The organism is Microvirga sp. 3-52, from assembly GCF_018383585.1.
In the GTDB taxonomy this organism is placed as follows: Bacteria; Pseudomonadota; Alphaproteobacteria; order Rhizobiales; family Beijerinckiaceae; genus Microvirga.
In genome coordinates this window covers 87,477-100,104 of sequence record NZ_JAHAMK010000018.1, presented here as the reverse complement: position 1 = coordinate 100,104, position 12,628 = coordinate 87,477, and the positions used below count along the sequence as shown (strand labels likewise).

12 protein-coding genes are annotated in these 12,628 nt (G+C 63.3%); 4 read left to right on the top strand and 8 right to left on the bottom strand.

Annotated features, from left to right (window positions below; genetic code table 11):
• Nucleotides 1–358: 358 nt before the first annotated feature.
• Together KHP60_RS15155 and KHP60_RS15150 are read right to left on the bottom strand one after the other, a co-directional pair.
• Entirely contained in the window at nt 359–1,240 is an 882-nt protein-coding gene (locus tag KHP60_RS15155; protein ID WP_213565160.1) for an alpha/beta fold hydrolase, read from the bottom strand.
• A 46-nt stretch (nt 1,241–1,286) separates the two neighbouring features.
• Complete coding sequence (locus KHP60_RS15150) at nt 1,287–3,329, bottom strand: lytic transglycosylase domain-containing protein (RefSeq protein WP_213565159.1); 2,043 nt, start codon at nt 3,327–3,329, stop codon at nt 1,287–1,289.
• 192 nt (nt 3,330–3,521) lie between these two features.
• On the opposite strand from KHP60_RS15150, the gene dapA reads away from it, so the two are divergent.
• From dapA to KHP60_RS15135, 3 genes are read left to right on the top strand one after another with little or no spacing between them, the layout of a single operon-like run.
• The gene (gene dapA, locus KHP60_RS15145) at nt 3,522–4,406 is read left to right on the top strand and encodes a 4-hydroxy-tetrahydrodipicolinate synthase (RefSeq protein WP_213565158.1); all 885 of its coding nucleotides are present in this window, start codon (nt 3,522–3,524) and stop codon (nt 4,404–4,406) included.
• A 6-nt stretch (nt 4,407–4,412) separates the two neighbouring features.
• Nucleotides 4,413–4,886, top strand: coding sequence for an SsrA-binding protein SmpB (gene smpB / locus KHP60_RS15140; RefSeq protein ID WP_213565157.1), 474 nt, complete (start codon nt 4,413–4,415; stop codon nt 4,884–4,886).
• 50 nt (nt 4,887–4,936) lie between these two features.
• Entirely contained in the window at nt 4,937–5,467 is a 531-nt protein-coding gene (locus KHP60_RS15135; protein ID WP_213565156.1) for a glycine cleavage system protein R, read from the top strand.
• Between the two features lie 54 nt (nt 5,468–5,521).
• On the opposite strand, the gene KHP60_RS15130 is transcribed toward KHP60_RS15135, so the two are convergent.
• From KHP60_RS15130 to rpoZ, 6 genes are all read right to left on the bottom strand, one after another.
• Complete coding sequence (locus tag KHP60_RS15130) at nt 5,522–6,166, bottom strand: NYN domain-containing protein (protein ID WP_213565155.1); 645 nt, start codon at nt 6,164–6,166, stop codon at nt 5,522–5,524.
• A gap of 242 nt (nt 6,167–6,408) precedes the next feature.
• Nucleotides 6,409–6,993: an orotate phosphoribosyltransferase gene (gene pyrE / locus KHP60_RS15125; RefSeq protein ID WP_213565154.1), complete on the bottom strand. Its 585-nt coding sequence runs from the start codon at nt 6,991–6,993 to the stop codon at nt 6,409–6,411.
• Between the two features lie 70 nt (nt 6,994–7,063).
• The gene (locus tag KHP60_RS15120; protein WP_213565153.1) at nt 7,064–7,771 is read right to left on the bottom strand and encodes an HAD family hydrolase; all 708 of its coding nucleotides are present in this window, start codon (nt 7,769–7,771) and stop codon (nt 7,064–7,066) included.
• Nucleotides 7,772–7,795: 24 nt separating this feature from the next.
• A complete protein-coding gene (locus tag KHP60_RS15115) occupies nt 7,796–8,497 on the bottom strand; it encodes a gamma-glutamyl-gamma-aminobutyrate hydrolase family protein (RefSeq protein ID WP_213565152.1) in 702 nt (233 codons plus the stop codon).
• A gap of 8 nt (nt 8,498–8,505) precedes the next feature.
• Nucleotides 8,506–10,677 (bottom strand): bifunctional (p)ppGpp synthetase/guanosine-3',5'-bis(diphosphate) 3'-pyrophosphohydrolase, encoded by a 2,172-nt coding sequence (locus KHP60_RS15110; protein WP_213565151.1) that lies wholly within the window; start codon nt 10,675–10,677, stop codon nt 8,506–8,508.
• A gap of 182 nt (nt 10,678–10,859) precedes the next feature.
• Complete coding sequence (gene rpoZ / locus KHP60_RS15105) at nt 10,860–11,267, bottom strand: DNA-directed RNA polymerase subunit omega (protein WP_213565150.1); 408 nt, start codon at nt 11,265–11,267, stop codon at nt 10,860–10,862.
• A 410-nt stretch (nt 11,268–11,677) separates the two neighbouring features.
• On the opposite strand from rpoZ, the gene fabD reads away from it, so the two are divergent.
• Entirely contained in the window at nt 11,678–12,625 is a 948-nt protein-coding gene (fabD, locus tag KHP60_RS15100) for an ACP S-malonyltransferase (RefSeq protein ID WP_213565149.1), read from the top strand.
• Nucleotides 12,626–12,628 lie beyond the last annotated feature (3 nt).

Genomic DNA, 12,628 nt, shown 5'->3' with positions numbered 1-12,628 from the left:
GCCTGGACCTCGGTGTTGAGGTTCTCTACGCCAACATTGACCCGCGTGGTCCGGATCCGGTCAACCTGAAGAACGACGTTTGGGAAGGCCGCCTGCGCGTTCAGCGCGACTTCTAATCGGCTCATCCTGATTGGATCGGAAAACCCCGGTGGCAACACCGGGGTTTTTCATTTTGGCGTGTCGGACAACCGTCGAACAGGTCCGCTCAGGCATTTGAAAAGCTTGGATTTTGAAAGGCTCGGATGAAGTCGACGTCGTGAGCCGTCAGAGAGGCGCAGATCAAAGAGCGGGATCGGATCCCGCCGGTAGAATAGAGCTGCAAGCCACTCCACTAAACCGAGGGAGAGGGCGCTGCCTTTCAACCCCGAGGATCGACTCCAGCGATGAAATCTCTGACGATGTGAATGAGATCGCCATCGAGGGAGGGGGCGTGGCCCTGGTCCGCCACCGTGATGGCCGTGAGGCGCGGATGCCGTTCCTGCATCATCCGCAAGGTCTCAGCCGTCAGCAGATCGGAATAGCCGCCCCGGATGGCGAGAACGGGGAACGGCTTCATGGCCGCGAAGAGGGGCCACAGATCCGGCAGGGGCGCTTCGAGATCGAGACCTTCGAGGGTTTTTGCCAGATCGGGATCGTAATCCAGAACGAGCCCATCTTCGGCCTCACGCCAGGTCCCTCGTGCCATCTTCTCCCATTGCTCGTCGGTGTAGCCGGGAAACTGGGTCTCCGACCTCTGACGCAGGATGTCAGCGGCCTCGCTCATGGTCCGAGGTTTGGGGAGTTTGCCGACATAGCCCCGGATCCGCATCAGCCCCTGGGCTTCAAGGACCGGGCCGACATCGTTCAGAACCGCGCCGGCGACGAGTTCGGGTCGCGCCGCGCTCAAGGCCATCGTGATCAGGCCTCCGCGAGAGGTGCCGATGAAGATCGCCTTCCCGATTCCGGCGGTTGTTAGAACCTGCAGGGTATCGCCCAGTTCGACCTTGAGGTCGTAGTTGCGCCAGTCGCGGTCCCATTCGGAGCGCCCACGCCCGCGATAGTCCAGAGACAGCACCCGGCGAGGGCGCGCGGGATCGTGGCTCAGGGCTTCCGCGAGATCGTGGAAATCCTCGGACGTTCTGGCAAGCCCGGGAAGGCATATGACCGGCAGCCCGTCGCCCGTCTGCGGGCGATAATCACGGGCGTAGAGCCGCAGCCCGTCAGCGGCCGATACGAAAAGATCGCGGTAGGAGCGGCTCATCTCTGTCCGCTTTCGACCGATCTTTGACGAGCCGCATCCTGCATCATCAGTTGGTACTCGTCGCATCCGCCGTCGCCGGGATGAGCGGCGCGGGCTTGTCGTTCAGGCGCTGCCGGTAGACTCTCAGGTTCTCGAGCACGCGCTGGACGTAGTTGCGCGTTTCATAGAACGGAATCCGCTCGACCCAGTCGACCTCGTCAACGTCCGGCTTGCGAGGGTCGCCATAGCTTCTGATCCACTTGATCACGTTGCCGCCGCCCGCGTTGTAGGACGCGAAGGCGAGAATGTAGGAGCCCTTCCAGTCCTCCATCAGCTCGCCGAGATGCGCCGAGCCGATCTTCGCATTGTAGGACGGGTCCTCGATCAGCCGCTTCAGATCGAATCCGACGCCGAAACGCTGCGCCGTTCTCTTCGCTGTGGCGGGCATGAGCTGCATGAGTCCGCGGGCTCCGGCGCTCGAGATGGCGCGCGGGTTGAAAGCACTCTCCTGCCGGGCGATGGCATAGACCATGGCTGACTCCACCTCGTCGCCGACGGGCACGAAATTGGGAATGGCCGCAAGCGGATAGGCATGCTGATCGAGCGGGAAGCCGCGCTGCAGGGCCATCTTGCCGATGGAGAGCACCGCGCGAGGATTCTGCTGCGACGTGGCCAGACTGGCCAGAGCGTCGAGCTGCCCCGGATCGCTCAGGGACTGGGCGAGGTCGGTGTAGAGGCCGAGGGCGAGATCCTGCTCGCCGCTCTGCTGCAGCAGTTTCACCGCCTGAACGGGAACGAGAGCATCGAACGCCTTGCGCTCCTCCTCCGATAAGGGATCGACTTTTCGCAACGAGATGGACTGCCCCAGCTTCGCCTGGGCCAACTGCCCGTAATAGGTCGTCGGCTGCTCGGCGGCTCGTTCGTAGAAGAGTCTGGCGTTCTGTGCTTCGCCGGCGGCCTCCGCCGCGCGCCCCTGCCAATAGGCGACGCGGGAAACGGAGATCGGCGTGGAGGCCGTTTTGGCGACTGTCGCGAAGTGTCTCGAGGCCGTTGCCGGATCGCTCAGGAAGCGGAGTGCGATCCACCCTGCATGAAACTCCGCCTCGATCTGCTGGGCAGGCGATTCGGCCGCATGATGGCTTGCCACCTCATAGGCCGTCTTGGAATTGTCCTTGTCGAGCAGGGCACGGGTGATCAGGCGCTGTTCGGCCCACCATTCGTCGCCGTCGACCCGCAGCTCGGGGTCTCGCGGCGCCTGCATGATGATTGCGGCCGCTTCCACCAGGTTGTTGCTCCGGCGCTGGAGGAGCGCCTTGGAGAACAGGTAGGAGGGGTCGCTCCGCAGGGAGGCCGGAACGGCGGCAAAGGCTTTCTCGGCCTTCTTCTTGCCCTGGAAGACAGCCATCCGGGCCTTCACGAGCAGCTCGTATTCCTTGCCCGCATGGCCGGCGGCGCGCTGGGCTCCGCCCCAGTTCTCCTTCAGAAGAAGCCGCTCCATGCGGAAGCGATGGTCGGCCTTCGTCAGAACATCCGGAAAGCGGTCGAGGATGCGGCGCTCCGCGTCCGCGCCGAAGGTATCCTCCCGCCAGATATGGCGGATCTTCTCGTTCGCATCCTGCGCGAGGCCTTCCGCCTGCAGAGCGAAGGCGAGAGCGATCCGCCCGGCGGGGGTTCCAGGAGGCTGCTTTGCGAAAAAGGCGCGAATCTGGGACGGAGGCCTGCGCTCGGCCAGCAGCGCATCCTCACTCCGTCTCCGAAGCTGGCTGGTCACCGGCCAGTCCGGGTACTCCCTCTGAAAGGAGAGGATGCGATCGAGACCCGCGGTGAGCCCGCTGCGGATGGCAAACCATTCGACGGCGGCGTGGGCGGCGGGCTGGGTGAGCTTGGTCTTGAGGATCTGAGCCTCGGTCAGATCGTTGTCCCGATAGGCCTTGAAGATCCCGGCCAAGTGATCCAGGTCTCCCGGCACCGGCGCTGTGGGCACGAAGCTTTCCAGGGCGGTGGGTTGTGCCGGTACCGGCGGGCCGGGAGGAGTTTCGATCGCTTGAGCGGTGAGAACGGAGAATTGGACAAGCGCGACGGATGTCACAAGACCTATGAGAGGACGCATGTTGAGGCTCACCCGCTAACCCCTTTGCTGCCGCCTTTTATCTCATTGTGACGACGTTTCTCTTGAGGAAACACTAAGAGCCGAGCTAGGACAACTCCCCGAACGAATGTTTGCGCGCATGCGCCGCACCCCCTATGTGTAAAACCCTTGTGGCCCAAGAGAAGGCCCGGCGGGACTATCGAGGATAACCCCATGACTCAATTCAAAGGCTCCATCACGGCTCTTGTGACCCCCTTCAAGGATGGAGCTGTGGATGAGGCTGCGTTCCGGTCCTTCATCAACTGGCAGATCCAGGAAGGGACGAACGGCCTGGTCCCGGTCGGAACGACGGGTGAGAGCCCCACGCTGAGCCATAAGGAACATGAGCGGGTCGTGGAGATCTGCGTCGAGGAGGCGAAGGGCAGGGTACCGGTGATTGCGGGTGCCGGCTCCAACAGCACGGCGGAGGCGGTCGCCTTCGCCAAGCATGCGGAAAAGGTGGGCGCCGACGCGGTGCTGATCGTGACGCCCTATTACAACAAGCCGACCCAGGAAGGCCTCTATCAGCACTTCAAGGCCATCAACGATGCCGTCGGGATCCCGATCATCATCTACAACATCCCCGGCCGTTCGGTCATCGACATGTCGGTGGAGACGATGGCGCGGCTCTATGAGCTCAAGAACATCGCCGGCGTGAAGGATGCGACCGCCAACATGGCGCGCGCGAGCCTGCAGCGGCAGGTTCTGGGGCCCGATTTCATCCAGCTCTCCGGCGAGGACGCGACCGCACTCGGCTTCATGGCCCACGGCGGACATGGCTGCATTTCCGTCACCTCGAACGTGGCGCCCCGGCTCTGCGCGGAGATGCAGAACGCCTGCCTGAACGGCGACTACGCCTCGGCGCTGAAGGTGCAGGACCGCCTCATGCCCCTGCACACCAACCTGTTCCTCGAAACCAACCCGACACCCGTGAAATATGCCGCGTCCCTGCTCGGCCTCATGGAGGACACGGTGCGCCTGCCGTTGGTGCCCGCCTCCGACGGCGCGAAGCAGGCCGTTCGTTCGGCCATGGTCCATGCGGGCCTGATCAACGCATAAGAGCTCATGTCAAAAGATCCAAAAAGTGCCAACCGCGTCGTCGCCGACAACAGGAAGGCGCGGTTCAATTACGAGATCCTCGATACTTACGAGGCGGGGATCGCGCTGACCGGCACGGAAGTGAAATCCCTGCGCCAGGGGAAGGCAACCATCGGCGAGGCTTATGCCGGGCCGTCGGGCGAGGAGTTCTTCCTCTTCAACGCCTATATCCCGGAATACCTTCAGGCGAACCGCTTCAATCACGAGACGAAGCGTCCGCGCCGTCTGCTCTTGCACAAGCGCCAGATCGACAAGCTGATCGGCGCCACGCAACGCGAGGGTTTCACCGTGGTGCCGCTCAAGATCTATTTCAACGATCGCGGGCGGGCGAAGGTGGAACTCGGCCTCGGCCGTGGCAAGAAGCTGCACGACAAGCGCGAGACGGAAAAAGAGCGCACCTGGAATCGGGAGAAGGCGCGCCTCATGCGTGAGAAGGGCTGACGGAAGCTTCTTCCGCGCTAGATTTCTCATCTCGGCTTGGGAGGGAAGACATGGCGTCCGTTGCTCTGGTCTCGGTTCTTGGCCCCGATCGGGTCGGTCTCGTCGCGGCGATCGCGGAGCACCTCTTCAACGTGGGCGTGAACCTGAGGGACACGACCTTCGCCGCGCTGGGCTCGGGCGCTGAATTCGTCGCCCTCTGCGAGCTTCCCGCGGATCTGACGGCCGCTGACATCGAGGCAGGCCTGATGCGGCTTCCCGAGCTCGCCGGGGCCGAGATCCGGGCCGTTCCCTATGCCTTCGACCCGAGCCCCGGACCTGCGGGAAGTGTCACCCACCGCATCACCATCAGCGGCGGCGATCAGCTCGGCCTCGTGGCCCGCCTCTCGGAGGTCTTCAAGCAATACGAGGCCAATATCGTGCGCCTCGAGGCGCGCAAGCTCCCGGACAGCGAGGGCGGCCTCTACGTGACCCGGTTCGCGGTTTCCATCCCGGCCGGCCGGACCGATCTCTGTCTGGCGACGGTCAGCAACACGGCCGGGTCCCTCAGCCTCAGCTGTCAGGTCGAAGAAAGTTCGCTCTGAAATGCGGATGGCCGGGGCAGGCCCGGCCATGAAGGCATCGCACTGCCGTCGATGTCAGATCTCCAGGTCGTCGTCCTGCGGCTGCCGGATGCCGTAGCGGCTCTCCAGGGCGCCGTTGCGCGGCTGCGGGCGCGAGCGCTCGCCGTTCTCGTTCCCGACACGCTGCGGACGGTCCGAAGGATCGCGTCCGATGCGGGACATCAGTTGCGACAGGTCGAGGAACTCGTCGGCCTGGCGGCGCAGCTCGTCGGCGACCATCGGCGGCTGGGTCGTAACCGTCGAGGCGACCGAAACCCGAACGCCGCGGCGCTGCATGGCCTCGACCAGGGAGCGGAAATCACCGTCGCCCGAAAACAGGACCATGTGGTCGATGTAAGGGGAGAGCTCGAGCGCATCGATGGCGAGCTCGATGTCCATATTGCCCTTCACCTTGCGGCGGCCGGCGGAATCGACGAATTCCTTGGTCGGCTTCGTCACCACCCGATAGCCGTTGTAATCGAGCCAGTCGATCAGCGGGCGGATGGAAGAATATTCCTGATCTTCTACAAGCGCCGTGTAGTAAAAAGCCCGGACCAGAGTGCCCCGACCTTGAAACTCCTTCAGGAGCCGCTTGTAATCGATATCGAAGCCGAGAGTTTTCGTGGTAGCGTAAAGGTTGGCGCCGTCAATGAAAAGCGCAATCCGCTGCTGGCCTGACATAAGTATTCTCTGTTCGTGTCTGCCGGAGCGGCATAACAACCTTCATTATTCAAGCGACATCTATTATTTACGCAGGCAATAAAATTGCGCGGAAAAATCATGACGCGCCTTCAATCAGGCTGCTACTAACCCTTCGGACGAGTAAAAATGACAATGGTAATTACTTAATGGCGTGTAAGTTCCAAGAGTCAAGTTGTCAGAACCAAGGCAGTCAAGCCGGTGTGGGGCAAATAAACAGTTTTTTATGATTTAAGACTGCGGCTGCCCGGCTTGATGGCCGGAAGAGCAGCCAGTTCAGGCGGCAACTGGTCAGGTGCATAGGCCGGAATGTCGAGCTGAATCAAGGACACCAGGGGAACGCCGAGATCGGCTTTGCCACCGGAGCGGTCGATGAGGCAGGCGGCGCCGAGGATCGTGCCGGGATGCTCCCGCAGGGCCGCCAGGCATTCCCGAGAGGAAAGGCCGGTCGTGACGATGTCCTCCACCATGACGACTCGGGCTCCTTCCGGAATCGTGAAGCCGCGACGCAGGACGAACACCCCGTTCTCACGCTCGACGAAGATCGCCTTGCATCCCAGATGCCGAGCCGTCTCGTAGCCTGGAACGATTCCGCCGACTGCCGGCGACACCACGTAATCGACGGGCCCGAAGGTCTCCCCGATCTTCTCCGCCAGCGCCCGGCAGACCCGCTCCGTGCGCGCCGGATCCTGGAACACGAACATCTTCTGCAGGAAGACCGGGCTGTGCAGCCCCGACGACAGGATGAAGTGTCCCTCCAGCAACGCGCCTGCGGAGCGGAATTCGTCGAGAACTTCGTTCGGGGTCATGGCTTCGAGTCTCCTGCGTCGGGGCTCTTTGGCAGGCGGACCGGTGCGAAGCAAGGGGAAACAGGATGCCTTACCGTGAAGAATCGGTAACCTCGGCTAGCCATCCCGGCAGGCCTGCGAGCGACGGCAGCTCCGCGAAGCGGGGATGCTCCGTCGGGAGCGGGGCGTCCTCGTGGGCCCAGACGAGATGGTAGGGAATTAGAGCGGCGTAGCTGCCGGCCTCGAGGGCGGGCAGGACGTCCGAGCGCACGGAGTTTCCGGCCATCGCGGCCTGTTCCGGGCCTGCACCGTGACGCGAGAAGATCCGCGTATGGGTCTCCGCCTTCTTTTCGCTGACAATCTCGACCCCTGAGAAGAAGTGACCGAGACCCGACGCGGCGAGCTTCGATTCCTTGTGGAAGAGGTCGCCCTTGGTGATCAGGATCAGCTTGTACTGAGCGGCGAGGTCTTCCAGAGCCTCGTGAACGCCTGGGAAGGGCTCGACCGGATGCCTCATCATCTCCCGTCCGACCGCCAGGATTTCGGTGATGACGTGAGTGGGCACCTGGCCCCTGCTGATCGCGAGCGCCGTCTCCAGCATGGACAGCGTAAAGCCCTTTGCACCATAGCCGTAGAGGCCGAGATTGCGCTTCTCCGTTGCCTCGATCTCGGCTTCGAGCATCTCTGCATCGGCGAAATCGGCGAGGAGCTCGTTGAAGCGCTGACGAGTCATCCGATAGAAGGTTTCATTGTGCCAGAGGGTGTCGTCGGCATCGAGGCCTAGAACGGAGATGGGCATCCAGTGTCCCTGCCGTGACCTGTTTCAGTGGCTGCGTTGCGTCGCCTGCACGAAGGCGCCGAACAGGCTGTTGCAGGGATGGTCTTGCATGGCGAAGGCCTCCGGGTGCCACTGGACGCCGATGGCGAAGCGCCGCCCCGGAATCTCGATGGCTTCGATCACGCCGTCATCTGCTCTGGCAGACGTGACGGCTTGATCGGACGTCTCGACAACCGCCTCCTGATGACGGCTGTTCACGTCGAGGCGAGTCGTGCCCAGGATGCGCGCCAGCATCGTGCCCGGCACGATCTCGACGGCGTGTATGGCGTTCCGATTGTCATGATCGAGGATATGCGCGCCGGCCTTTCGCACCTCATGCACCATGCGCCCGCCGTGAAGGCAGGCGAGCATCTGCATGCCGTTGCAGATGCCGAGCACTGGCTTGTCGCGCTCGAGAAAGCCGCGCATCAGCGCCTGCTCGACCTCAAGGCGCTCCGACGACGGATACCGTGATCCGTCCCCCGGGACGTACCATTCATGAGGAAACCGGATGCGACCGCCCACGCTGATGAATCCGTCGAATTCCGCGATGACGCTTTCGACCATATCGGGAAGATAGGGAATCCCGAACGGCATCCCGCCCGCGCGGTGCACGGCCGTGAAATAGGTCTTGGGCATCTCGTACCCACTGCCGCCCGCGGTGGTGTTTTCATCCATGATGACGGCGATGCGCGGCTTGCGTGACATTGGCGGTCCTATCCGGTGACGCGGTCGACGCGGCTCACCACGCGCTTGGCGCGCAGTTCCGCGATGATCGCGTTGAGGTGCTTCAGGTCCCACACCGTCAGGTCGATGGTCATGTCGGTGAAGTCCTGGGTGCGCCGCTTCATGGAGACATTGTCGATATTGCCGTCATGATCGGCGATCACCTGGGTGATCTGGGCAAGCGATCCGGGTTCGTTGATCGATTGCAGCTTGATCCTCGCCGGGAAGCGCTGCGTGGAGCCGGATTCGAGATCCCAGCGCACATCGATCCAGCGATCGGGCTCGTTGTCGAACGCCGCCAGCGACGGGGATTGAATCGGATAGATCGTGACACCCTCACCAGGGGTGAGAATGCCGACGATGCGGTCTCCCGGCACGGCGCCGCCTTCGGACGCGAAGCGGATCGGCATGTCCTTGTTGAGCCCGCGGACCGGAATGCCGTCCGAATGCTCGCTTGCCGTTTTCTTGCCCGCGCCGTCAGGCTGGCCGCTCCCCTTGCCGTCGGAGCTGGCTCGCCGCTCGTCCAGATAATCGGGATAGACAGCCCGCACCACGTCGCCGGAGAACATCTCGCCCCGGCCCACGGCCGCCAGCACGTCTTCGACGGATACCCGCGCCAGGCGGGGCAGGGCGCCTTTCAGCTTCTCGTCGGAGAAGGGGCGGCTGGCCCGCTCGAAGGCGCGCTCCAGGATCTGATGGCCGAGGCCCGTATATTGCCGGCGCACGGCGGCACGGGTCGCGCGGCGGATCGAGGCGCGCGCCTTGCCGGTGACCACGAGGGATTCCCAGGCCGCCGGCGGCGTCTGACCCTCGGCGCGGACGATCTCCACCTCATCGCCGTTCTGCAGTTCAGTCAGAAGCGGCGACATCCGGCCGTTGATCTTGCAGCCCACGGCCGTGTTGCCGACATCCGTGTGCACCGCATAGGCGAAGTCGATGGGCGTCGCGCCGCGGGGCAGGGCGATGAGGCGCCCCTTGGGGGTGAAGCAGAACACCTGATCGTGGAAGAGTTCGAGCTTCGTGTGCTCGAGGAACTCCTCCGGATTGTCGCCCTCGGCCAGGAGGTCGATGGTACGCCGCAGCCATTGATAGGCGCGGCTTTCCGTAGCGAGGCGCGAGTTGTCGTTCACGCCTTCCTTGTAGAGGGCATGGGCGGCGATGCCGTACTCCGCGACCTCTTCCATGTCCTCGGTGCGGATCTGCAGCTCCACGCGCTGGCTGCCCGGGCCGATCACCGTGGTGTGGATCGAGCGGTAATCGTTCTGCTTCGGCGTCGAGACGTAGTCCTTGTAGCGCCCCGGCACCATCGGCCAGCTGGTATGGACGACACCGAGGGCCCGGTAGCACTCGTCGATGGTGTTCACGATGATCCGGAAGGCGAAGATATCGGACAATTGCTCGAAGGAGACGGATTTCCGCTCCATCTTGCGCCAGATGGAATAGGGCCGCTTCTGGCGTCCCGACACCGTTGCGTCGATTCCTTGGGCGCGCAGCTTGGTCGTCAGGGTCCGCTCGATCTCGTCGACGAGCTTCTCGCTCTTGGCGGAGAGTTCGTGCAGGTGACGCTTGATGGCCTCGTAGGCTTCCGGATCGAGGTTCTGGAACGACAGCTCCTCCAATTCCTCGCGCATCTCCTGGATACCCATGCGTCCCGCGAGCGGAGCATAGATGTCGAGGGTCTCCTCGGCGATGCGCTTGCGCTTGTCTGGCGGCATGAACTGGAGGGTGCGCATGTTGTGCAGGCGGTCGGCGAGCTTGACCAGGAGCACCCGCACGTCATCCGCAACCGCGAGAAGGAGCTTGCGAAAGTTCTCCCCTTGAGCCGCCCGCTTCGAGACGAGGTCGAGCCGCTTGATCTTTGTCAGGCCGTCGACGAGAGCCCCGATCTGGGAACCGAAGGTCTTGTTGATCTCCTCCAGCGTCGCCTGCGTGTCTTCCACGGTGTCATGGAGAACCGCCGCCGCGATGGTCGCGTCGTCGAGCTTGAGGTCGGTCAGGATGGCGGCCACTTCGAGGGGGTGGCCGAAGAACAGGTCGCCGGAAGCGCGCTTCTGGTTGCCATGGGCCATCATGGCATACACATAAGCGCGGTTGAGAAGCGCCTCATCGGTCGAGGGGTTGTAGCGCTTGACCCGCTCGACGAGTTCGTACTGGCGCATCATGCGGGCGCATTCTCCTTCTGGTCCGTTATCTGGCTGAAATCACGAAGCTATCGAAGATATTGTACAACATCTTCCAACCGCAAGCTGAATACCTTGCCGCAGGATGCCGATGCGAGGCGCGGTTAAGCCGGCCAACAAAAAAGCCCGGCATGGAGCCGGGCTTTTGAAATCGGTGCGAGCGCTTATTCGCGCTCGTCGTCGTCGGCGCTGCTGCTCGGGGGCACGAGGCCTTCGAGCCCGCGGAGCAGGTCATCTTCGCTCATGCGGTCGAACTGGACGTCCGCGTCGTTGTCGCTGCCGGTCGAGGGCGCGGCCGCCGTGTTGCTGAGCATGGGAACGGCTTCGGCCTCCGGCTCGTCCACCTCGACATATTTCTGCATCGAGTGGATGAGCTGCTCCTTCAGATCGTCGGGAGCGATCGTCTCGTCCGCGATCTCGCGGAGAGCCACGACCGGGTTTTTGTCGCGGTCGCGGTCGATCGTTAGCGGCGAGCCCGACGAAATGAGGCGGGCCCGGTGGCTGGCCAGCAGAACGAGCTCAAACCGGTTGTCGACCTTGTCGATGCAGTCTTCGACGGTCACGCGAGCCATGCGGGGCTCCTTCTTGAGTCATTGAGAATATCGGAAGAGGGACCGGATACACCGGTTGATCGGAGAAGACAAGAGGAAGCGTTCTCCAGCAGGGACTTAACCTGACTTGCGTCCGTACATTGCAGTGTCGGCCAGCCAAGCAGAAGTTATGGTGTATCGTATCGTAAGGTCAGTAGGTGCGTGCCGATAAGCTTACGCACAGGTTCTTGCACCCCAGGACACTCCGCCGGATGGCTCCTGGCGAGGTTGGGCTTCCAGCCGAGCGGTGCCGGTCGAAATCTCCTCGCCGTTCAGCGGCGTCTCATCCGATAAACAGGTCAAGTGCGGGGCTGCATGGTCTGCGCCTTGACTCCTCGGCGTCCCGATGCGAGTCCCGCGCGGATTCGATCAATTTAAGGGTTCCGTTCCTGATGAAGCGCGCATTCATTTTCCCCGGTCAGGGGAGCCAGGCGGTTGGAATGGGCAAAGCCCTTGCCGATGCCTTTCCGCAGGCCCGGGCCATTTTCGACGAGGTGGACGAGGCTCTCTCCCAGAAACTTTCCACCATCATGTGGGAAGGACCGGCGGAGGAGCTGACCCTGACGGCCAACACGCAGCCGGCCCTCATGGCCGTGAGCCTGGCGGCGATCCGGGTCCTGGAGGCCGAGGCCGGCCTCGATCTCAGGAAACATGCCGCCTTTGTCGCCGGCCACTCGCTGGGCGAATATTCGGCGCTCGCCGCCGCCGGCAGCCTCTCCATCTCCGATACGGCCCGCCTGCTGCGGATTCGCGGCAATGCCATGCAGAGCGCCGTTCCAGTGGGGCAGGGCGCCATGGCGGCGCTTCTCGGGCTTGAGTACGAGGCCGCCCTCGAGGTCGCCCGCGAGGCGGCGCAAGGCGAGGTCTGCGATGGGGCCAACGACAATGGCGGTGCCCAGGTGGTCGTTTCGGGCCATAAGTCTGCCGTGGAACGGGCCGTGGCGCTTGCCCAGACCAAAGGCGCCAAGCGTGCCGTGATGCTGGCCGTGTCCGCTCCCTTCCATTGCGCCCTCATGCAGCCTGCGGCGGATGCCATGCGCGAGGCCTTGGGCAATGTGACCGTCAATGCTCCCGCCGTCCCGGTGGTGGCCAATGTGGAAGCGGCTCCCATCACCGACCCTGTTGCGATCCGTGATGCCCTCGTCCGCCAGGTCACCGGAACCGTCCGCTGGCGCGAGAGCGTGGCCTATATGGCCGCCCAGGGTGTTGAATCGTTTTATGAGGTCGGCTCGGGTAAGGTCCTGACCGGCCTCGTGAAACGCATCGCGGCCGGCGCCTCGGCCACGGCCATCGGCACCCCTGATGATGCCGCCGCCTTCAAAGCCTCCCTGAACGGATAAGGA